Genomic DNA, 20,672 nt, shown 5'->3' with positions numbered 1-20,672 from the left:
AGAAGGGCGACAGGTCAGGCGACGTTGCGCTGACGGCCTTGCCAGAAGGGTTCGCGCAGCTGGGTCTTGAGCACCTTGCCCGCGCCGGACATCGGCAGTGCCTCGACGAAGGCCACGCTGCGCGGGCACTTGTAGCCCGCGATCAGCGTCTTGCAGTGGGCGATGATTTCTTCGCCGAGGGCACTGTGCTGTGGCTTGAGGATCAGCACCGCGTGCACGCTCTCGCCCCATTCGTCGCTGGGAATGCCGATCACCGCGCAGGCGGCCACAGCCGGGTGCTGGGTGATGGCGTTCTCGACCTCTGCCGAATAGACGTTCTCGCCGCCGCTGATGATCATGTCCTTGATGCGGTCGACCACGAAGATGTAGCCGCCATCGTCCATCCAGGCGCCATCGCCGGTGTGCATCCAGCCGTCGCGCACGGCGGCGGCCGTCTGCTCCGGCTTGTCCCAGTAACCCTGCATGACGTTGGGTCCGCGCACCGCGACTTCGCCCACCGTGCCGCGCGGCACTTCGACGCCGGCCGGGTCGACGATGCGCACTTCCATGCAGACGCTCGCGCGCCCCGCGGAACGATGCCGGCCCAGGCGGTGGCCCTCGGCCGTGTACGAACTGGGCGGATTGATCGTGGCCAGCGGCGCCAGCTCCGTCATGCCGTAGCCCTGCACGAAGTCCACGTGGGGAAGGGCGGCCATCGCGCGTTCCAGCACAGCCTCCTGCATCGGCGAGGCGCCGTAGAAGATGCACTGCAGGCTGGCGAGGTCGCGCGGCTCCTTCATCGCCGGGTGGTCGACCAGCATCTGGATCATCGTGGGGACCAGCAGCGTGTTGGTCACGCGGTCGCGCTCGATCGCATCGAGCACGCTCTGCGGACTGAACATCGGGATGATCGTGTGCGTGTTGCCGGCGGGCCAGTGCGGCATGGCCAGGCCCATGTCGCCCAGGTGGAACATCGGTGCGGCATGCAGGTAGTTGCCGCCGGACGGTGCCAGGCCTTCGGCCTGCATCGCCATGGCCGAGCTGCACAGGTTGGTGTGGCTGAGCATCACGCCCTTGGGAAAGCCCGTGGTGCCGCCGGTGTAGAAGATGCCGGCCAGGTCTTCGTCGCGGCGAACCGCATCGGGAACGGGCGAGGTTGCGGCCAGCAGCGTCTCGTAGCCGTGCATGCCGGGCGGCAGTTCACCGTCGTCCTGGCCGCTGCTGCAATAGATGACTTCGCGCAGGCTCCTGGATTCGCCGCGCATCTTCTCGACCATCGGGCGGAAGGCCTCGTCGACCAGCAGGATGGTCGAACCCGAGTCTTCCAGCGAATAGAGAATCTCGGCGGCCGACCAGCGGATGTTGCAGGGATTCAGCACGCCGCCGCCCCAGGGCACGGCCATCTGGTATTCGAGGTAGCGGTCGGAGTTGAGCGCCAGCATCGCCACGCGGTCGCCCGGCTTCATGCCCAGCTGCTGCAGGGCGCCCGCGAGGCGGGCGACGCGCTCCACGAACGCGCGGAAGGTGCGGGTGCGGCCGGCAAAACGCACGGCCACCTTGTCGGGAATCTGCTGCACGGCGCGGTGCAGCGACTGGGTCATGTACATGGCGTTTGTCTCTCTTTGGTTCTTGGTCTGGGTTTCGCAGACCCTGGCCTGCGTGGCCCATGTTAGGAACCGATCGCCCTCGGCACGATGCCGTTTTGCGTTGTTCGGATGGCAGAACATCGCAATCTGCGCGGCACGCGATCGGGCGACGCGGCGCTTGCACGAGAGGCACGCGCCGGTGCACAGTCGGCCCGGCAATATCCACGCGACGCGGCCTGCCTTCGATGCTTCATCCTCCCCAAACGGTTTCCATCGGCTTCGTGCACGGCATCCTGTCCGGCGTGCATGCGCGCGGCCAGCCGCTCGAGCCTTTCCTGGTCGAGGCCGGCATCGCGCCCGGCCTGCTCGGGCAGTCGGACGCGCGCGTGACGACGCAGCAGTACGCGAGGCTGTTCCGCGTGCTGACCGAGCGCCTGGACGACGACTTCATCGGGCTGCTGAGCCGCCCGCTGCGGCGCGGGAGCTTCGCGCTGATCGCGCGTTCGGCCCTCGGCGCGCCCACGCTGCAGGTGGCGCTTCGCCGTGCGGCGCGCACCTTTCGCCTGCTGCAGGACGACGTGGTGCTGGAGCTGGTGTGCCGGGCCGACCTCGCGGGCGTGGTGGTGCGCTTCACCGAACCCGCTGCCACGCCGACGGTCTTCCTGCAGGAGGTGCTGCTGCGCACCGCGTGGCGCCTCTTGGCGTGGATCGTGGGCGGCCAGCTGCCCGTGGTGCGCTTCGACTTCGCGTTCGGGCCGCCCGCGCATGCCGGCGGCTACGGCAAGATTTTTCCGGCGCCGCAGCAGTTCGATTGCGAGCTGTCGGCGTTCTGGTTCGACGCGGCACGCCTGAAGGACGTGGTGCGCCGCGACGAAGCCGCGCTGCATGTCTTCCTGGCCGATGCGCAGGCCCACATGATCGTTCCCCGGCGCACCGACGAGGGAATCGGCGCGCGCGTGCGCAGCCACCTGCAGCACGCGCAGCCCGCATGGCCGGACCTCGTGGCGACGGCCGCCGCGCTGCATGTGACGGTCTCCACGCTGCAGCGGCGGCTGGCGCTGGAGGGCACCTCGTTCCAGGCGCTGAAGGACGAGCTGCGCCGCGACACGGCCATCCAGCGGCTGAGCACGAGCACCGTGCCGCTGGCGGAGCTGGCCGACGAGCTCGGGTTTGCCAACAGCTCCGCCTTCCAGCGCGCGTTCAAGTGCTGGACGGGCAGCGCGCCGGGCCTCTATCGCCGAAGCGGCGGTTTGTGATTCACGGACAGGTTGCAGCGCACGGCATCGCCGCCGCTCAGATGAGGCCCGTGTGAACGGCGTAGTTCACCGCCTGGGCGCGCGAGTGCACGTGCAGCTTCTTGTAGATGCTCTTGATGTGCACGTTGACCGTCTGGCCGGTGATGCCGAGCTTGGCGCCGATCTCCGCAGAGACGTAGCCCGACGCCACGAAGCGAAGCACCTCGCTCTCGCGCGGCGTCAGCGTCATGTCGCGCGAGGGCGGTCTGGGCGGCGGTGACGGCGGCGCGTCGCCGGCGAAGGGCTCGTGGAGCTGGTAGTTCAGGCGGTGCAGCAGGCGCCGCGCGAGCCGCGGCGTGATGACGGCGCCGCCGTTCACCACGTGCAGCACCGCATCGGCAAAGCTTTGCAGCCAGGCGTTCTTCAGCAGGTAGCCCATGGCGCCCAGCTCGAAGGCACGCAGCACGTGGGCATCGTCCTCGAGCGTGGAGATCACGATGATCTCGCTGTTGCGGTGCAGGCGGCGTGCCTCGGCGATCAGCTCGAAGCTCATCTCGTCGCCCAGCTGCAGCTCGAGCATCAGCACGTCGAAGGTGTGCGTGGCCAGCAGCTTGCGCCCGTCGCGAACGTTGTCGGCCTGGCCTTCGAGCTGGATGCGCAGGTCGGACAGCAGCTCCTGGGCGATCACCCGGCGCATGTACTCGTCGTCGTCGACGAGCAGCACGCGCACCGGCGAGTTCTCCTGGCCGATCAGGAAGTCGGGCCACAGCCTCGCGGCGGGCGCGCAGACGCCGACGGTGGCCTTTTCGCCGGAGCTGATGAGCTTGGGGTCAAGCATGTGCCTGCCCCGGTTGGCATGAGCGAGGGCTGCCGGTCACGGCGAGCGCGGGCCGGGCGACGAAACAGTCGCGCAGCGGGGGCTCCGGTGCAGCCAGCCCCATCGGCGACGAAGCGGTTGGGGGGGCCATACATGGATCGAAAGAAGGTGAAGAACAAATGCCAGATTGAAGGTCTATTCAGTGGATTCGATTTGAAACAGGGCTCATGCCATCGTATGAATTTGACAGGGCGGCAGGGAAGATCGTTTGCCTCAGTTTTTGGAAAGACATGGGTCTTTCAAAATGGAACTACCTGAATCGTGACGTTCGACATACCCATTCCACTGGTCTTTGACCGTGGATCGAAGCTTCGGTGAAGTTACCCATGGTGGATGGCTGTCCTGGCTGAATAAATCAAGCTCCGGCCTTTTTGCATTTCAAGCGGTTCATTGCCTGGAATTCTTCAATTGAATTGAAATTCGATGGATTGAAACGGCAGGAAATACGCATTCGCACGCCACGTGATCGCTGCCAATGGAGATCGCAAAAGCAGGGAAATCAGGGAAATGGCCGAGGCCGGCGCAGCCGGGTGCGCTTCAGTGCGCCACGGCGTCGAGGTGGTGCTTGACGGCGTAGATGTACAGCTCGAGCCGGTTTGCCACGCCGAGCTTCTGGTAGATCGACGTGAGGTGGTTGCGCAGCGTGTGTTCGGTGACGAAGGTCTGCTCGGCCAGGGTCTTGTTGGACGCGCCGCTGCCGCGCGCCACGGTGCGGACGATGTCGCGCTCCTTCTGGGTCAGGCTGGCCTGCCGGACCGACTCGGGGTCGGCTTTCGGCGGTTTCTTCACCGAGGTGAGTTCCGAGAGCACGCGACCCATGGTGGGGGCGTCGACGCAGAGTTCGCCGTGGTGCACGCGCTCGATGGCATCGAGCACCTGCTCGGCCGAGGCGTCCTTGCGCATCACGCCGCGCGCGCCGCGCAGCACCGCGAGGTCCAGCGTGCGCTGCTCGCGTTCGCCGGTCAGCACGACGACGCGCGAGACCTCGTTCGACAGCAGCTGCGGCAGGATGTCCAGGGCGCAGTGGCCGTCCAGGTCGAGGTCGAGCACGATGACATCGGGGGCCAGGTTCTGCGTGTGCGCCACGGCTTCTTCGCAGCAACTGGCGGTGGCGACCACCTTCATGCGCGGCTGTTCGCCGTCGATCAGCCGGGACAGGCCCCACAGCATGGTCTGGTGGTCGTCCACCAGCAGGACGCCGATGGGATGGGCTTCTTCGGTGTGCATGAGGGGCTCCTGGGGATGTGGTCGCGCGTTGTCTCTCAGATGGGGATCTCGATCAGCACCTCGGTGCCGCCGCCCCGGCACCGGCTGACCTGCGCGCGGCCGCCGAGCGCCGCTGCGCGGTCGCTGAGGGAGCGTGGCCGGAAGGGCGCGAAGTTCTCTTCGCCGCCTTCGTTCTCGATGCGCAGGTGCAAGCAGCCATTGCGGCAGCCGATGCGCACGCTGCCGCGGCGGGCCTGCGTGTGCTTGCAGATGTTGTTCAGGCCTTCGCCCACCATCTGCAGGACCTCCGCGGTCATGCGGTCGTCAAGACGCACGTGGCCTTCGACGTTCACCGAAATCTCGATGCCGTAGAGCCCCTGGATGCGGGCGGCCTGGCCGTACAGCTGGGGCAGCACGAGGCCGCACGAACTTTCAGCGCCGTCCTTGACCGCGCCGGCGAAGCGCCGCAGGTCGGCGATCACGCCGTTCGCCATTTCGGCGAGCTTGTCGAGGTCCTCGAGCAGCGGGTTGTCCGCGGTGGCCTTCTTGCGCAGGGCGCACAGGCCCATGCGCAGTCCGATGTAGGGCTGCACGGCCGTGTCGTGCAGGTCCAGCGAGATCTTCAGGCGCTCGGTCGCGGCCGCTTCCGAGGCCATGCGGTCGAGCACCTCGATGGTCTCGATGACCGGGAAGATCTGTTCCATGAGGTGCGCGAGGAACAGCGCATCGGACTTGCTGAAGTGGCCGTTGCGCGAAGAGATGAACACGCGCCCCTCGCCCAGGCGCAGCGGCAGCGCGGCGCTGATGAACGCGCGGGCCTCGAGCATGGCGGCCACGGCGGCACTGCGCTGGGCACCGTCGCGGCCTTCGGGGCGCCAGCCGATCGTGCCGGGGCCGTGCATGTGGCTGCGCGCAAAGAAGTGGTTCAACGGCCAGGGCAGGCGGTTGCTCAGCACGGTGTGCGGATGCTCCAGCGCCATCAGTGGCGACTCGGCGATGCCGCCGAGCGTCTCGACGCCGACGTGCTCGCAGGTGTCGTCCTTGCGCAGCGTGCGCAGGGTCCAGTTGCCGGTGGCGGTGTCCCGCGTCATGAGGATGCAGTGGCTGGCCTTGAAGAAGGCCAGCGTCTTTTCCATCGTGCGGGCGATGGTGCGGCCCGCGCCGAAGCGCGGGTTCGACAGCTGGCTGATGTCGCCCAAGAGGGCCAGGCGCCGCTGCAGGATGAGCTTGGAGCCGCCCCAGTGCACGATCATGTGCCCCAGCGCCAGCAGGAAGGTCGTGCGCATCAACAGCTGCGGCGCGTCGTCGCCCGTGCTCGTGCCCAGCCCGCAGGCGGCGAACGACGCGACCGAGACGATGGTCACGCGGGCGCCTTCCTCGAAGCCCCAGCGGAACGAGGAGGTCAGGATGGCGAAGAAATAGAACAGGAAGAACAGGCTCTGCACGCCGCCCGTCACGAAGACGATCAGCGTGAACCACAGCACGTCAGACCAGTGGACCGCCTTGCCCTGGAGATGGCGCCAGCCCACCTGCGTGCAGGCGTGCACCAGCACGCTGTGCAGGAGGTATCCGCACAAGGCCAGCCAGACCGCGCTGTCCACCGGCTGCCGGGCCGGCCCCGCATCGACCGCCATGGCCAGCACCGCCGAGATCGACAGCACCAGCCGCATGCGGGCGGCCATGAGGGCGTCCGTCGACAGGCTGTTGTCGAGATTCGGGGCGGAGACGGGGGCGCGCATGGCAAGGCATCCTTCGCATGAACTGTTTCATGCACGGCTGGGGCTGAAATGCAGCTGTAACCGCGTGGCGTTCATTTCTTCTTGCCGATGACGTGGTGTATGTGAAGGTTTCACATTACTGCTTTGGTACTCGAAAGGAGCCTCGCAGGCGATCTGTGACGTATGTTTCACATGGTTTCATTTGTGTGGTTGGCAGGCTTTTTCCATCGCCGCACGAGGCGCTTTCCGTCGGCCGAGGGACGCCGCACGGCAAACGGGTACCCGTTTCATGGAGGTATGGGGGAGGGGAACGCGAGAGGCGGTGTTGGTGTGCGCCGGACGCACTCCTCCATCGGCGCGTCAGGACTGGCGCGCAGCGCGACCCGGACCCGGATTCAGTGTCGCCGTGGCACCAGCGCCGTCCGCCCCAGGGGCGTGACCCGCAACACGGTGGCCTGGCGCAACTTCTGCCGTGCGCGGCAGATCGGGGGGAGCGTGGCCTCCACCATGCCAGCGGCTTCCAGGACCGCCACGGAGTTGATCTCCGACGGGTCCTCGGTGTGCAGGGGAAAGGTCGAGTTGCCGATCCTGCGCAGGTAATCGAGCGGCATGACGGTCCATGGGGCGTGTTCCTCATGAACCGAAGCACCGCTGCGGCCACACAGCGTGGCGATCTCCGCATGCCCCTCGTCCGTGATGGCGAAGACCTGGGCGCTTTCGTAGCGCTGGTAACCGAAGCTGTCGACGTGGAACTCGGCTTCGATGAGCCCGGTCGCCACGAGCACCGATGCGTGCCGGATGTCCGCGTCCATGGTGAGCGTGACCGGAAAGCGCTTGTTCAGCAGCTGAAGAAGAAGGGCGAGCGGCATGGCGTGCTCCTTGCAATGTCAGCGGCACCGGCCCGCCCGGCGGCGAACAGGCATCCGGTGCGCAGCCCCGCAAGGGGTGGCAACAACCGTTGCACTGAGTTCGCACGGACAGACACGAAAGTCACCGATGTAAGAAATGTGATTTTTTCACTTTAGTCCTTTTCTAGTACTTTCGCCATCAATTTGGCGATAGATGGCCAAAGGTGTTATCCGGCCCGCGTGCACGCAAGCCCGCCGCGATGCGGTGTCGAAGGGGATGTGATGTGAAAGTCCCGGCATCGCCCGCCGCCAGGGCGGGGCGGGTGATGCGGCCGGGCGGCGGGGCGCCGCGCCGCTTCAGGTCAGGGGTTGAAGGTCACCCGCTGGGCGATGAGAACGCCGTCGACCACCCGGTCTCCGACGACGGCCACGCGCTGGCCGTTGGCCAGGTTCGCGGCGGTGCCGTTCTCGAACGTGGTACCCGGCCCGCTGGCGTTCACCGGCTGGCCCCGGACCCGGAAATAGGCCGGCGACTGGTAGCCGCCGATGGCGCCGATGACCGTGAAGGAGGCCGGTCCGCCCGTGCCCGGCACATGGCGGATGCGCAGCTTCTTGACGACCAGCACCCCGCCGGACATGAAGCCGTCAACCTCGACCTTCACGCCGTTGCCGAGCGAGCCGACGGGGCCGCCCGTGATCTGCCCGTTGGTGGCGTCCACCGGCGTGCCCAGCACCTTGAAGGCGCCGCGCGAGACGAAGTCGGTGATGTCCCCCGCCAGTTGCAGGGCGATGCCGTTGCTCACCGGTATCGCGTACCAGCCTTCCACCTGGGTCGCCGTGAGCCCGTTGCCGGTCGGCGCGGCCGTGCTGCGGGCGCGCACGATGACGCCGTTGGCCAGCGACGCCGCGTCGATGCCCACGAAGCTGGCGCCGCCATAGCTGACCGTCAGCTGGCCGAGCGTGAAGGTCTGGCTCATCACGTTGAGGTTCTGGATGGCGCCCGTCACCAGCGGGGCGGTCAGCGTGGGGGCCGCCAGCACGCGGGTGGCGCGCAGCGTGCCCGGCGCGCCGGGCAGGCCCCACACCTGGACGAGGCTGCCGTCGGTCACGCTGGCGAGCCCGCTCGCGTCGCCCCAGACCGTGGCCGCATCGATGCTCACGCCGATGCCCATGACGACGAAGGTGCCGGCCTTCACGTCGATGCGCGAGGCGGCGCCGCGCAGTTCGGCCCCCGACACGACCTGCGTCGCGATGCCGCGGGTGAAGTCGGGGTCGACCTTGCCGGCGACCCGCGCGCTCATGCCGATCTGCAGTTCGGTGGCGTCCTCGATCGTGAAGGTGGCCGTGTCGGTGTTGTAGCGCAGGCCGTTCAGGATGATGCTGCCCAGGCCGTCCGCGGCGCCGATGCCGGCGGCGTCCGCCGTCACGCCGGTGCCGCCCGAGCCGACACCGTCGGGGTTGCCGTTGCTGGCGGTGTCGCCGGAGCCGGGGCTGCCCGTGCCGGACCCGGTCCCATTTCCGCCTGCGCCCGTGCCGTTGCCGCTCGGGCTGTCACCGCCGATCGCGGTGCCTGTGCCCAGCCCCAGGTTCCCCGCCGAGCCACCGCCCCCACCACCGCCTCCGCAGGACATCAACAGGGCTGTGAGGCCGGCGCAGAACAGGCCCAGCAGGAGCCGGCGGGGTGTTTGGATCGTGCTCATGAGGGGCGCTCGCTTTCAGAGGACGTGGGCGGGGGCGGAGCGCCCTCGTCTTCGTAGTACGTGTAGATGCCGACACGGATTCGTCCCTTGGCGCGGGCCGGCGCGCGGCTGACCGCGTGCGCCATTTCCTGCGCGAGCTCGTGGTGCATGGCGGACCAGCGGTCGCGCACCAGGCGGTGGATCTGTTCGCAATCGTTCAGCGAGAGCCCGCGCGCGTACACCGCGCGCTCGAGCATGCGAGGCTGCTCGCCCAGCGTGTTGGCGACGGCCGCCAGCAGGTGGTCCCGGCCGTTGTCGCCCAGGAAGGCCAGCATGGATTGCAGGTCCTGCACGGGCACGAAACCGTCGACGGTGAGTTCGGCCATGCCTTCGTTCTCGGTCACCATGTTCAACCGGATCAGCTCGTCGAGGATGGTGCGGTGGTGAACGTTGCCGCGGCTGCTCAGGCGCGCAACCGCCTCGAAGGACGCTGCCGTGTGGCCCGACGTGACGGGCAGGCGCCGGAACGAAGCGTCTTCGGTCAGCATCTGCAGCCACAGCGTGAAGGTCTTGGCAGCGGCCGACAGTTCGGTGTGGGGCAGGGGGTCGACGGTGGCGCGGACCTTGGCGGTCACGGCCTTGCGGTTCAGGCCGGTGGTGACGGACAGCTGGCTCAGGTTGGGCTTGGGAACGCCCTGGCTGCGCCAGGAATGCTGGGCTTCCTCGATCAGCAGGTCGCGCAGCAACTCCTCCAGGTGGGGATGCTTGACCCCCATCGCGAGGGCGAGCCTGACCACGGGTCGAAGGATGCGTGAGCAGGCCGCCAGGGCCCAGTCCAGCCGTTGTTCCATGCCGCTGCGTGTTGTCCTGAAAGTGCAATGCCGACAGGATCGGAGGCGGCGCCTCCGACCACCATCAACGCGCCATTGTCCTGCGCACGGCGCCAGAGTGAAAGCTTTGGACTGCGCTTTGACGGCCAGTGAGCCAAAGTTGCAGTGTCCGGGCGCCGGGCGGCCGTCCGACGGGTGATGCCAAGGCCGATCGGCCGACGGGCTGGCCAGGCTGGCTATGTCGGACTGCGACGTGCCCGCAGCGAGCGGATCGAGGGGCTGCGCATCGCCTTCGACACGCGGGCCTGAAGCGTCAGGCGGCCGCCGAAGCCGCCTCGAGCCCCGTCGGAAAGTGCACCCCCGCGCGCTGCGCGGCCTGCACGATGTGCTGCGTCATCGCCTGCTGCGCCAGCGCCGGGTTGCCTTGCGCCAGCGCCTCGATGATCGCCATGTGCTCGTCGTAGGTCGCATGGCGCGCGCCGCGCTTGTAGAAGGGCAGGCGCTGGCTCTCCTGCATCACCTCGGCGCTGTTGCGCAGGATCTCGGCGATGGCCTGGTTGCCCGCGATGCCGATGATCTGCATGTGGAAGTCGAAGTCGAGCTGCGTGGCCTGCGTGAAATCGCCGGCGTCGATGCACGCACGCATGGCCTGCGCATTGGCGCGCAGCGCGGTCAGGTCGTCCGCCTCGATGACCAGGCAGGCCAGCCGCGCGGTGAAGTTCTCGACCGCGAAGCGCAGCTGGTACACGTCCTGCAGCGAATGCGAGGTGGCGAACTTCCAGGCCGGGGAGGCCGCCGGCGCTTGTTGTCCGCCGTCCTCGGCCACGTACATGCCCTTGCCGGGGCGCGGAATGACGAGGCCCGTGCCCTGCAGCGTCGACAGCGCCTCGCGCAGCGAGGTGCGGCTGATGCCGAGCTGCTCGGCCAGGTCGCGCTGCGAAGGCAGCAGCCCGCCGGCCGCGTAGGTGCCGTCCGCAATCCGCTGCTGGATCAGTCGGGCGGCGGTGGCGGCAACGGCGGGGGAGGCGAGCATGGGCGGTTTTCGGTGCGAAGTGCGGCAGTGGCGAGGGCTGGAAATCTTACTGTGGCCGCACCCCGGGGCCTTCCCTACTTGTTGACCAGCTTGGCCGGCACCGTCCAGGTGAGGAAGGCGCCGAACAGCAGCACGCCGGCCAGAACAAACAGGGCGATGTCGGTGCTCTTCGTGGCGTCCTTGATCAGGCCGATCATGTAGGGGCTCACGAAGCCCGCCAGGTTGGCAAAGGAGTTGATGAGCGCAATGCCGGCTGCTGCGCCCGCGCTCGACAAAATGGCCGTCGGCAGGCTCCAGAACAGCGGCGACGTCGCCAGGCTGCCGCCCGCGGCCAGGGCCAGCGCGGCCAGCGAGAGGTACACGTTGTTGCTGAAGATCGCGCTCAGCGTGAGGCCCAGCGCGCCGCAGCAGAAGGGCACGATCAAATGCCAGCGGCGCTCGCGCATGCGGTCGGAGCTGCGGCTCACCAGCAGCATCGAGACGATGGCCACGGCAAAGGGAATGGCCGTGAGCAGCCCGATGTTCAGCGCGCCCGACACGCCCGACTGGCGCACCAGCGTGGGCAGCCAGAAGGTCAGGCCGTACTGGCCCATCACCGTGCAAAAGCAGATCAGCGCCATCTTCACGATGCGGCGGTCGGCGAACAGTGCGCGCAGCGTCATGTGGCTGGTGCCGCCCTTGGTGGCGTTCTCGGCGGCGATGTTGCGTGCGAGCACGGCCTTTTCTTCCGCGGTGAGCCAGCGTGCGCCCTGGATACTGTTGTCGAGGTACACGATGACGAGCAGGCCGATCACCAGCGAAGGCAGCGCCTCGATGAGGAACAGCCACTGCCAGCCGCGCAGCCCGCCCATGCCGTGCATGGCGTCCATGATCAGGCCCGACAGCGGCCCGCCCAGCACGCCCGACACCGGAATCGCGCACATGAACACCGCCACCATCTTGGCGCGGCGGTGCGAGGGAAACCAGTAGGTGAGGTACAGGATCATCCCCGGGTAGAAGCCGGCCTCGGCCGCCCCGAGCAGGAAGCGCAGCACGTAGAACTGCGTGGGCGTGGTCACGAACATCATCGCGGCCGAGATCAGGCTCCACGTGATCATGATGCGCGAGATGGTGGCCTTGGCGCCGATGCGGTGCATCAGCAGGTTGCTCGGCACCTCGAAGAAGAAGTAGCCGATGAAGAACAGGCCCGCGCCCAGCCCGTACATCGTTTCGCTGAACTGCAGGTCGCTGAGCATGTTCAGCTTGGCGAAGCCGACGTTCACGCGGTCCAGGTAGGCGGCCACGTAGCAAAGCATGAGGAACGGCATGAGTCGCCATGCCACTTTCTTGTAGAGCGCGTTCTCCGCTGCAGCAGAGGTGGTGGCCGGCTGCAGCGGCGCATGAAGGGTGGTGGTTGACATGGCGGTCCTCGAAGGCGTCGATGGGGTTGGTTAACTGGTATTACCGGTATGATTTAACGCGACCGAGACCTTAAGGCCTCACACGTCATTGGACACTAGCGATTTCCCTGACGCCGGGAGATTGACGGACTGGATGTGTCGCAAGGATACTGGTAATACCAGTTGGACCAAAAGCCGAGGAGTTTCTGTTGACGATTGCCAGCCCCACTTTCCTGCCCCCGGCGCCGGGCACGCCCACCGCGCTCGCGCTCGTCGCGCAGCCGATGACACGCGAGGCCTTCGCCGCGTTCGGCGATGTCATCGAGAGCGCGCACGCCCGGTCGATGCCGATCAACGCGGGCATGACCACGCGCTTTCACGACCTGGCGCGCGTGGACCCGGGCCCCGGCGACAGCCGCGTGCTGGTGAACATCTTCGAGACCCGGCCCTACGCGATGCCGTTGCAGGTGGGCATGCTGGAGCGCCACCCGCTGGGCAGCCAGGCCTTCGTGCCGATGGACGGCAGCCGTTTTCTCGTGGTGGTGGCGCCGGCGGGCGACACGGTGCGCGTGGAAGACATCCGCGCCTTCGTCACCGACGGGCGGCAGGGCGTGAACTATGCGCGCGGCGTCTGGCACCACCCGCTGGTGGTCACGCAGCAGCCGGCGAGCTTCGTGGTGATCGACCGCGGCGGGGCCGGGCCGAACTGCGATGAAATCTTTGTGCCGCCGGCGTGCGTGGTGCGCGTCAGCCTGCCAGGCTGAGTGCGCTCAGTTTCGCGTGATGCCGCGGCTCACTGGCACTGGAACAGCACGCCCGATTCGGCCGGCGCCTTGCCGAGCCACTTCGGGTCCTGCCCCTTGGCACTGCAGTAGTCCGAGGCCTGGGTGTAGGTCATGGCACGCAGCACACCGTCGCGGAAGGGAACGATCTGGTTGGGCGGCGTCGAGCAGCCGGCAATGACCAAAGCCAGGGGAAACAGTGTGATGCGCCAGTTCATCGGGCCATTCTAAAGAGGTCGCGAAAGCGCACGAGTCCGCGCCGAGGGGAGGGCGGGCCGACCCGCGCCGGCTTCTTTTTGCGAGGGCACGGGGCTATAGTCTGCGAGCACTGCTGCAGCCCCTTCCGATCCCCAAAGGACGTTCGTGCCGGACTCTCTGACTTCCACGCTCACCAGTTACTACGATGCGGTGCCCTACGACTCGCACCCGTTCCCCCAGTCCGCCGTGGAGCACCTGGAAGCCCTGGCCTTCCTGTTCGGACTCGACGCGCCGCCGCCGCACAAGGCGCGCGTGCTCGAGCTGGGCTGCGCCGCCGGCGGCAACCTGATTCCGTTCGCGGTGCGCCATCCGCAGGCGCGCGCGGTGGGCGTGGACCTGTCGCGCGTGCAGGTGGCCCAGGGCGCCGCGGCGCTCGACCAGGCGGGGCTGTCGAACATCGAGCTCAAGGCCTTCAACATCGCCGACATCGACGCCTCGTTCGGCCTCTTCGACTACATCGTCTGCCACGGCGTCTACAGCTGGGTGCCGGGGCCGGTGCAGGACGCGATCCTGCGCGTGTGCGCCGAGAACCTGGCGCCCAACGGCGTGGTCTACGTGAGCTACAACGTGTACCCGGGCTGGAAGGCGCGCGAGATCGTGCGCGACGCGATGATCCTGCGCGGCGGCCCGCGCGACACGCCCGAAGAAAAGCTCTCCTACGCGCGCGGCATGCTCGAGTTTCTCGAGCAGTCGGCCCGGGCCGACAGCGTGCTCAAGAAGACGCTCGAAGAGACGATGCCGATCGTGCGAAATTCCGGCAACTACTACCTGCTGCACGAGTTCCTCGAGCCCTGCAACGAGCCCTGCTATTTCAAGGAGTTCGTCGCGCGTGCCGAGGCGCGCGGGCTGGCCTACCTGTGCGACGCCGAGCCCTCGACCATGTTCGTGCAGAACTACGGCGAGAAGGTGCGCGATCCGTTGCTGCGCGAATGCGGCGGCAGCCAGGTGATGATGGAGCAGTACCTCGACTTCCTCGTCAACCGCACCTTCCGCCAGACGCTGCTGGTGAAGCAGGGCAATGCCGCGAACATCCGCTACCGGCTCGAGGTTCCCCGCCTGCGCGCGCTGGAGTTCGCCGGCGTTTTCCGCGTCGACGGTGGTGAGGCGCTCACCATCGACACCCGCGAGCAGCCCTGCACCGCGCTGCGCGACCTGAAGGTCACGTTGCGGCTGCCCGCGCACAAGGCGGTGGCGCAGGCGCTCGACGCGAGCTATCCGTGCTCGATGTCGACCGAGGCCCTGCTGGCCGCTGTCGTGACGCTCACCGGCGAGCCGCGTGCGGCCGTCGAGCCCATCGTGCTGGCCATGCTCGAAGAGCTGCTGATTCTGGGCGCGCTGCGCATCCGGCGCACGCCGGTGTCGGCGGCCGTTTCGGTGTCCGCACTGCCGCAGGTGCTGGCGCCCGTGCGGCGCGCGCTGGCCGGCGTGCCCGCGTCGCAAGCGACGGCCGTGCTCTGCAATCAGTGGCATGAGCCGGTGTCGCTCTCGGTGCTCGAGCGCAGCTTGGTGCCGCTGCTCGACGGGGCGCACTCGCACGAGGCGCTGGCCGCTTTCCTGCTCGACGAGGTGCGCGCCGAACGCCTGCGCTTCCTCAAGGACGACCAGCCGCTGACCGATCCGTCGGCGCTCCACGCTTTCGCGCAAGAGCAGGTCGCGCAGGCGCTGCAGGGCCTGCGGCGAAAAGCATTGCTCACGGCCTGACGGCCCACCACTCACCCTCCCTTATTCTTCATCCAACGCACAGAGGAGACTTTTCCATGCAGCACTTCAAGTGGACCCCCACCCTGCGCGCCGCCGTCGCGGCCGCGCTCACCCTGGCGGCGGCCGGCGGCGCGCAGGCCGCGTCGCAGGCGCCGGTCGCGGCCGAGCACGGCATGGTCGTGAGCGCGCAGCACCTGGCCAGCAAGGTCGGCGTCGATGTGCTCAAGCGCGGCGGCAACGCGGTCGATGCGGCCGTGGCCGTGGGCTATGCGCTGGCGGTGGTGTACCCGGCCGCCGGCAACCTGGGCGGCGGCGGCTTCATGACCGTGCAGCTGGCCGACGGCCGCAAGACCTTCCTCGACTTCCGCGAGAAGGCCCCGCTGGCCGCCACGGCCAACATGTACCTCGACAAGGACGGCAACGTCGTCAAGGGCCTGAGCACGAACGGCCACCTCGCCGTGGGCGTGCCGGGCTCGGTGTCGGGCATGGAATACGCGCGCGAGAAGTACGGCACGATGAAGCGCGCCGACCTCATCGCCCCGTCGGTCCAGCTGGCCGACAAGGGCTTCGCGCTGGAGCAGGGCGACATCGACATGCTGCTTACGGCCACCAACGACTTCAAGAAAGACCCGGTCTCCGGCGCGATCTTCCTGAACAAGGGCGAGCCCTTCGCGGTCGGCCAGAAGCTGGTGCAGAAAGACCTGGCCAAGACGCTGCGCGAAATCAGTGCCAAGGGCACCGACGGCTTCTACAAGGGCTGGGTCGGCAAGGCCATCGTGGCATCGAGCCAGGCCGGCAAGGGCATCATCACGCAGGCCGACCTCGACCAGTACAAGACGCGCGAACTCGCGCCGGTCGAGTGCGACTACCGCGGCTACCGCGTCGTGTCGGCGCCCCCGCCGAGCTCGGGCGGCGTGATCATCTGCGAGATGCTCAACATCCTGGAGGGCTATCCGCTCAAGGACCTGGGCTTCCGTTCGGCGGAGTCGGTGCACTACCAGATCGAAGCCATGCGCCACGCCTACGTGGACCGCAACAGCTACCTGGGCGACCCCGACTTCGTGAAGAACCCGCTCGACCGCCTGCTCGACAAGGGCTACGCCGCCAAGATCCGCGCCGCCATCGACCCCAAGAAGGCCGGCGTCTCCAAGGACATCAAGCCCGGCGTGGCGCCGCATGAAGGCAGCAACACCACCCACTACTCGATCACCGACAAGTGGGGCAATGCCGTTTCGGTCACCTACACGCTGAACGACTGGTTCGGCGCCAAGGTCACGGCCGACAAGACCGGCGTGCTGCTGAACAACGAGATGGACGACTTCACCTCGAAGGTCGGCGTGCCCAACATGTACGGCCTGGTGCAGGGCGAGGCCAATGCCATCGCCCCCGGCAAGCGCCCGCTGAGCTCGATGAGCCCGACCATCGTCTCCAAGGACGGCAAGCCGGTGTTCGTGGTCGGCACGCCGGGCGGCAGCCGCATCATCACGGCCGTGCTGCACACCATCCTGAACGTGGTCGACTACGGCATGAACGTGCAGGAAGCGGTCGATGCGCCGCGCTTCCACCAGCAATGGCTGCCCGACGTGACCAACGTCGAGACCTTCGCGATCAGCCCCGACACCCGCAAGATCCTGACCGACATGGGCCACAACCTGGGCGTGCCGCAACCGGCCAACCACCTGGCGGCGATCATCGTCGGCGCGTCCTCGCTGGGCGGCAAGCCGGTGGGTGCCAACCGCTTCTACGGCGCCAACGACCCGCGCCGCAACACGGGCCTCGCAGCGGGCTACTGAACCTGCGGCACACTTGAAGGCGGTCGTGCCCCTGTCGGCACGGCCGCTTTTTTCATTTTTCATGCACCTGCAAGACATCCTCTATACCCAGGGCTTCGGCACCCGCCGCGTGTGCGCGGGCCTGGTCCAGCAAGGCCACGTGAGCATTGCCGGCGCGGCCGTGACCGACCCCTTCGCCGACCTCGACCCCGAAGGCCTGCTGTTCACCGTGCAGGGCACCGAGTGGGCCTGCCACGAGAAGGCCTACCTGATGCTGCACAAGCCGGCCGGCACCGAGTGCTCGCAGAAGCCTTCGACCTACCCGAGCATCTACACGCTGCTGCCGTCGCCGCTGCGCCTGCGGCCCAACAAGGGCGCCGTGCAGGGCGTGCAGGCCATCGGCCGGCTCGACCAGGACACGACCGGCCTGCTGCTGCTGACCGACGACGGCCAGTTCATCCACAAGATGGGCTCGCCCAAGCACCATGTGCCCAAGGTCTACGAGGTGACGGCCAAGCACCCGATCGACGAGGTGCAGATCGCCAAGCTGCTGGCCGGCGTGGTGCTCGACGACGATCCGAAGCCCGTGCGCGCGGCCGCCTGCGAATCGGACAGCCCGCTGCACCTGCGGCTCACGCTCACCGAAGGCAAATACCACCAGGTCAAGCGCATGCTGGCCGCGGTCGGCAACCGGGTCGAGGGCCTGCACCGCTCGCGCATCGGCGGCCTGGCGCTGCCGGACGACCTGGCGCCGGGGCAATGGCGCTGGCTCACGGCCGAGCAGGTGGCCCAGTTGCGCGCGCCCGTTCCCCGGGCCGCTTGACACAGGTCAAGGCGCGGGGCGCAACAGCGGCGCCGGGGCGCCTGCGGTCAGCTGTTTGTTGCTTTCGACCGTTAAGATTGTTAAATCTCTCCCGGAACTTTCCCTTGCGACTTCCTGCCCGCCCGAACGGCCGCCTCGCGGCCTTCCTGCTGTCCTGCCTGACAGCCCTGGTGACCCTCCCCGCCGCGGCGGCCCCGCCGGCCGCTCCACCGGCCCCTCCACCGGTTTTTGTGCTCAATTCGCTCGACGCCAGCGTGAGCGTGATCAACCCGGTCGACTGGACCGAGAAGCAGCGCATTCCCACCGGCAAGGAGCCGCACCACATCTACATGACGCCCGACGAGAAGTCGGTCATCGTGGCCAATTCGGCGGGCGATTCACTCACCTTCCTGGACCCACGCACGGCCGAGGTGCAGCGCGTGGTGTACGGCATCATCGATCCCTACCAGCTGCAGTTCTCGCGCGACATGAAGTGGTTCGTCACGGCGGCCAACCGCCTGAACCACGTCGACGTGTACCGCTGGGACGGCAAGGACCTGAAGCTGGCCAAGCGCATCGCCACCGGCAAGACGCCCAGCCACATCTGGATCGACAACACCAGCACCGTGGCCTACGTCACCATGCAGGACAGCGACGAGCTGATCGCGGTCGACCTGCCGACGCAGACCGTGCGCTGGCGCCTGGCCACCGGCGCCATGCCGGCCGACATCTTCGGCGCCCACAACGACAAGACGCTGCTCGTGGGCCTCACCGGCAGCGACGGCGTGCAGGTGTTCGACGTGGCCGGCGCCCAGCCCAAGCTGGTCGGCAAGATCCCCACCGGCAAGGGCGCCCACGCCTTCCGCTCGGCCGGCGACGGCAAGACCGTGTTCGTGAGCAACCGGGTGGCCAACACCATCAGTCGCATCGACCTGACCACGCTGAAGGTCGTCGCCACCTACAACGTGCCCGGCGGCCCTGACTGCATGGACGTGTCGGCCGACGGCAAGACGCTGTATGTGACCTCGCGCTGGGCCAAGAAGCTCACGGTGGTCGATCTGGCAAGCCAGAAGGTCGTGCGGCAGATCAACGTCGGCCGCTCGCCGCACGGCGTCTGGACCCTCGACCATGCCAAGCGCATCTGAGCGCGTGCGCGGCTTGCGCACTGCCGGGGTGGCCTTCGCCGTCGCGGCGCTGGCCTGCGCCACCGTGCCGGCGGCCGGAGCGCAAGAAGCTGCGGCCTGCGACAAGCCGATCTACCTGACGCTGGACACCGGCCACATGGGCATCGCCCCGCTTGTGGCTGACGTGCTCAAGCGCCAGGACGTGCGCGTCACCTTCTTCGCCGCCGCCGAGCGCACCCAGACCGACGGCGACAGCCTGGACGACCACTGGGCGCCGTGGTGGAAGGCGAGGGCGGCCGAGGGCCACGAGTTCGGCTCGCACACCTACGACCACGCCTACTGGCGCGGCGACGTCAAGGGCACGCCACCCGGCTTTCGCATCAAACCGTCGGCCGGCCCGCAGACTGGCAAGGAGTCGGTCTGGAGCGCGGCTGACTACTGCGCCGACATCCGCAAGTCGTCCGACCGGCTGGCCGCCATCACCGGCAAGAAGCCGCTGCCGCTGTACCGCGCGCCGGGTGGCAAGACCTCGCCTGCGCTGCTGGCGGCCGCCAAGGATTGCGGCTATGCGCACGTGGGCTGGTCGCCTGCCGGCTTCCTGGGCGACGAGCTGCCGAGCGAGACGTTCAGCAACCAGAAGCTGCTGGCCCAGGCGCTCGCGGGCATCCGCCCCGGCGACATCCTGCTGGCGCACCTGGGCATCTGGTCGCGCAAGGACCCGTGGGCGCCCGCCAACCTGGAGCCGCTCATCGTCGGCCTGAAGGCCAAGGGCTTCTGCTTTCGCACCCTGCGCCAGCACCCGGACTACCGCGCCTGGATCGCCTCCCACCCTTGAATCCTGAGTTTTCGCCGTGATCGACTGGTTGACCGACGTTTTTTCCGCCATGCAGGGCTGGCTCTTCGAGACCGCCGTGCAGCCGCTGGTGTACGCCATCGGCCTGGGCGGCTGGGCCGAGGACGCCTTCGACGCCACCGGCTGGCTGCTGGTCGGCGTGATCCAGATCCTGGTGCTGCTGGCCGTCATCGGCCCGCTGCAGCGCTGGCGCGCGGTCGAGCCTGTGACCGACCGCCGCGCCATCCGCACCGACGTGATCTACACGCTGATCCACCGGTTGGGCCTGTTCCGGCTGGCGCTGTTCTTCGTGCTGCAGCCCGTGTTCGACGACCTGCTCGGCAGCCTGCGCATGGCGGGGTGGGGCACCTTCCACCTGGACGAGGCCTGGCCCGGCGTGACCGACGTGCCGTGGGTGGCCTTTGCCATCTACCTTGTCGTGCTCGACTTTGTCGGCTACTGGATTCACCGGGGCCAGCACCAGTTCAACTGGTGGTGGAGCCTGCATTCGCTGCACCACTCGCAGCGCCAGATGACGATGTGGAGCGACGACCGCAACCACCTGCTCGACGACGTCATCCACGACACGCTCATCGTCATTGTGGCGCAGCTGATCGGCGTGGCGCCGGGCCAGTTCATCGCCGTCGTGGCCTTCACCCAGCTCAGCGAGAGTCTGCAGCACGCCAACCTGCGGCTGAGCTTCGGGGCGATCGGCGAGCGGCTGTGGGTCAGCCCGCGCTTTCACCGGCTGCACCACAGCATCGGGCTGGGCCATGAGTCGCACGGCCGGAGCACGCTCGGCGGCCACAACTTCGGCGTGCTGCTGCCCTGGTGGGACATGCTCTTTCGCACCGCCAACTTCGAGAACCGCTACGACCCGACCGGCATCCGCGACCAGGTCGAGCCCGGCGCCGACGGCCGCCCGCGCGACTACGGCCAGGGCTTCTGGTCGCAGCAGTGGCTGGGGCTGAAGCGGCTGTTCGGCCGCGCCTGATTCCGCCGCCAACGCAGGGCCGGCGGCTGGCGGGCCG

At 67.9% G+C, this 20,672-nt stretch carries 18 protein-coding genes; 8 read left to right on the top strand and 10 right to left on the bottom strand.

The window, feature by feature from the left end; genetic code table 11:
* Positions 1 to 14: 14 nt before the first annotated feature.
* Positions 15 to 1,586: a long-chain-fatty-acid--CoA ligase gene (locus AC07Q9_RS01945; RefSeq protein WP_495307049.1), complete on the bottom strand. Its 1,572-nt coding sequence runs from the start codon at positions 1,584 to 1,586 to the stop codon at positions 15 to 17.
* A 224-nt stretch (positions 1,587 to 1,810) separates the two neighbouring features.
* Between AC07Q9_RS01945 and AC07Q9_RS01940 the strand changes: the two genes are divergently transcribed.
* On the top strand, positions 1,811 to 2,821 hold the full coding sequence (locus AC07Q9_RS01940) for an AraC family transcriptional regulator (RefSeq protein WP_495307048.1): 1,011 nt from the start codon (positions 1,811 to 1,813) through the stop codon (positions 2,819 to 2,821).
* 37 nt (positions 2,822 to 2,858) lie between these two features.
* Here AC07Q9_RS01940 and AC07Q9_RS01935 read toward each other — a convergent pair whose 3' ends face one another.
* From AC07Q9_RS01935 to AC07Q9_RS01900, 8 genes are all read right to left on the bottom strand, one after another.
* Positions 2,859 to 3,638, bottom strand: a complete 780-nt coding sequence (locus tag AC07Q9_RS01935) for a LuxR C-terminal-related transcriptional regulator (protein ID WP_495299181.1) — start codon at positions 3,636 to 3,638, stop codon at positions 2,859 to 2,861.
* 576 nt (positions 3,639 to 4,214) lie between these two features.
* A complete protein-coding gene (locus AC07Q9_RS01930; RefSeq protein ID WP_489057603.1) occupies positions 4,215 to 4,904 on the bottom strand; it encodes a response regulator in 690 nt (229 codons plus the stop codon).
* A 35-nt stretch (positions 4,905 to 4,939) separates the two neighbouring features.
* Complete coding sequence (locus AC07Q9_RS01925; RefSeq protein WP_495307047.1) at positions 4,940 to 6,622, bottom strand: sensor histidine kinase; 1,683 nt, start codon at positions 6,620 to 6,622, stop codon at positions 4,940 to 4,942.
* A gap of 374 nt (positions 6,623 to 6,996) precedes the next feature.
* A complete protein-coding gene (locus AC07Q9_RS01920; RefSeq protein WP_495307046.1) occupies positions 6,997 to 7,470 on the bottom strand; it encodes a hypothetical protein in 474 nt (157 codons plus the stop codon).
* 341 nt (positions 7,471 to 7,811) lie between these two features.
* Positions 7,812 to 9,149: a DUF5666 domain-containing protein gene (locus AC07Q9_RS01915; RefSeq protein ID WP_495307045.1), complete on the bottom strand. Its 1,338-nt coding sequence runs from the start codon at positions 9,147 to 9,149 to the stop codon at positions 7,812 to 7,814.
* Positions 9,146 to 9,979 carry a DUF6502 family protein gene (locus AC07Q9_RS01910; RefSeq protein ID WP_492681352.1) on the bottom strand — a complete coding sequence of 278 codons (834 nt, stop codon included), beginning with the start codon at positions 9,977 to 9,979 and terminating at the stop codon, positions 9,146 to 9,148. The genes AC07Q9_RS01915 and AC07Q9_RS01910 overlap by 4 nt, the downstream gene beginning before the upstream one ends.
* Before the next feature lie 292 nt (positions 9,980 to 10,271).
* Positions 10,272 to 10,991: a FadR/GntR family transcriptional regulator gene (locus AC07Q9_RS01905; protein WP_495307044.1), complete on the bottom strand. Its 720-nt coding sequence runs from the start codon at positions 10,989 to 10,991 to the stop codon at positions 10,272 to 10,274.
* Between the two features lie 74 nt (positions 10,992 to 11,065).
* Complete coding sequence (locus AC07Q9_RS01900; RefSeq protein ID WP_489057597.1) at positions 11,066 to 12,391, bottom strand: MFS transporter; 1,326 nt, start codon at positions 12,389 to 12,391, stop codon at positions 11,066 to 11,068.
* A 185-nt stretch (positions 12,392 to 12,576) separates the two neighbouring features.
* On the opposite strand from AC07Q9_RS01900, the gene AC07Q9_RS01895 reads away from it, so the two are divergent.
* Positions 12,577 to 13,134 (top strand): ureidoglycolate lyase, encoded by a 558-nt coding sequence (locus AC07Q9_RS01895; protein WP_495308206.1) that lies wholly within the window; start codon positions 12,577 to 12,579, stop codon positions 13,132 to 13,134.
* Positions 13,135 to 13,163: 29 nt separating this feature from the next.
* Here the strand turns inward: AC07Q9_RS01895 and AC07Q9_RS01890 are convergent, their stop codons facing one another.
* Positions 13,164 to 13,370: a hypothetical protein gene (locus tag AC07Q9_RS01890; protein ID WP_159277736.1), complete on the bottom strand. Its 207-nt coding sequence runs from the start codon at positions 13,368 to 13,370 to the stop codon at positions 13,164 to 13,166.
* Between the two features lie 145 nt (positions 13,371 to 13,515).
* On the opposite strand from AC07Q9_RS01890, the gene AC07Q9_RS01885 reads away from it, so the two are divergent.
* From AC07Q9_RS01885 to AC07Q9_RS01860, 6 genes are all read left to right on the top strand, one after another.
* Complete coding sequence (locus tag AC07Q9_RS01885; RefSeq protein ID WP_495307043.1) at positions 13,516 to 15,111, top strand: class I SAM-dependent methyltransferase; 1,596 nt, start codon at positions 13,516 to 13,518, stop codon at positions 15,109 to 15,111.
* A gap of 56 nt (positions 15,112 to 15,167) precedes the next feature.
* A complete protein-coding gene (gene ggt, locus AC07Q9_RS01880) occupies positions 15,168 to 16,904 on the top strand; it encodes a gamma-glutamyltransferase (protein WP_495307042.1) in 1,737 nt (578 codons plus the stop codon).
* A gap of 61 nt (positions 16,905 to 16,965) precedes the next feature.
* A complete protein-coding gene (locus AC07Q9_RS01875) occupies positions 16,966 to 17,706 on the top strand; it encodes a pseudouridine synthase (RefSeq protein ID WP_495307041.1) in 741 nt (246 codons plus the stop codon).
* A gap of 104 nt (positions 17,707 to 17,810) precedes the next feature.
* A complete protein-coding gene (locus AC07Q9_RS01870) occupies positions 17,811 to 18,830 on the top strand; it encodes a YncE family protein (protein ID WP_495307040.1) in 1,020 nt (339 codons plus the stop codon).
* On the top strand, positions 18,814 to 19,644 hold the full coding sequence (locus tag AC07Q9_RS01865) for a polysaccharide deacetylase family protein (RefSeq protein ID WP_495307039.1): 831 nt from the start codon (positions 18,814 to 18,816) through the stop codon (positions 19,642 to 19,644). Before AC07Q9_RS01870 ends, AC07Q9_RS01865 begins: the two co-directional genes overlap by 17 nt.
* Before the next feature lie 16 nt (positions 19,645 to 19,660).
* Positions 19,661 to 20,635, top strand: coding sequence for a sterol desaturase family protein (locus AC07Q9_RS01860; RefSeq protein ID WP_495307038.1), 975 nt, complete (start codon positions 19,661 to 19,663; stop codon positions 20,633 to 20,635).
* Positions 20,636 to 20,672: the final 37 nt, after the last annotated feature.

The sequence above is a fragment of the Variovorax sp. GW821-FHT09A10 genome, assembly GCF_059418385.1.
This window is presented reverse-complemented; position numbering and strand designations above follow the sequence as displayed.

What these genes read in the sequence shown, in the direction of transcription:
- AC07Q9_RS01945 (WP_495307049.1), bottom strand. Translation starts at nt 1,586, where the DNA reads ATGTACATGACCCAGTCGCTGCACCGCGCCGTGCAGCAGATTCCCGAC.
- AC07Q9_RS01940 (WP_495307048.1), top strand. Translation starts at nt 1,811, where the DNA reads ATGCTTCATCCTCCCCAAACGGTTTCCATCGGCTTCGTGCACGGCATC.
- AC07Q9_RS01935 (WP_495299181.1), bottom strand. Translation starts at nt 3,638, where the DNA reads ATGCTTGACCCCAAGCTCATCAGCTCCGGCGAAAAGGCCACCGTCGGC.
- AC07Q9_RS01930 (WP_489057603.1), bottom strand. Translation starts at nt 4,904, where the DNA reads ATGCACACCGAAGAAGCCCATCCCATCGGCGTCCTGCTGGTGGACGAC.
- AC07Q9_RS01925 (WP_495307047.1), bottom strand. Translation starts at nt 6,622, where the DNA reads ATGCGCGCCCCCGTCTCCGCCCCGAATCTCGACAACAGCCTGTCGACG.
- AC07Q9_RS01920 (WP_495307046.1), bottom strand. Translation starts at nt 7,470, where the DNA reads ATGCCGCTCGCCCTTCTTCTTCAGCTGCTGAACAAGCGCTTTCCGGTC.
- AC07Q9_RS01915 (WP_495307045.1), bottom strand. Translation starts at nt 9,149, where the DNA reads ATGAGCACGATCCAAACACCCCGCCGGCTCCTGCTGGGCCTGTTCTGC.
- AC07Q9_RS01910 (WP_492681352.1), bottom strand. Translation starts at nt 9,979, where the DNA reads ATGGAACAACGGCTGGACTGGGCCCTGGCGGCCTGCTCACGCATCCTT.
- AC07Q9_RS01905 (WP_495307044.1), bottom strand. Translation starts at nt 10,991, where the DNA reads ATGCTCGCCTCCCCCGCCGTTGCCGCCACCGCCGCCCGACTGATCCAG.
- AC07Q9_RS01900 (WP_489057597.1), bottom strand. Translation starts at nt 12,391, where the DNA reads ATGTCAACCACCACCCTTCATGCGCCGCTGCAGCCGGCCACCACCTCT.
- AC07Q9_RS01890 (WP_159277736.1), bottom strand. Translation starts at nt 13,370, where the DNA reads ATGAACTGGCGCATCACACTGTTTCCCCTGGCTTTGGTCATTGCCGGC.
- ggt (WP_495307042.1), top strand. Translation starts at nt 15,168, where the DNA reads ATGCAGCACTTCAAGTGGACCCCCACCCTGCGCGCCGCCGTCGCGGCC.
- AC07Q9_RS01875 (WP_495307041.1), top strand. Translation starts at nt 16,966, where the DNA reads ATGCACCTGCAAGACATCCTCTATACCCAGGGCTTCGGCACCCGCCGC.
- AC07Q9_RS01865 (WP_495307039.1), top strand. Translation starts at nt 18,814, where the DNA reads ATGCCAAGCGCATCTGAGCGCGTGCGCGGCTTGCGCACTGCCGGGGTG.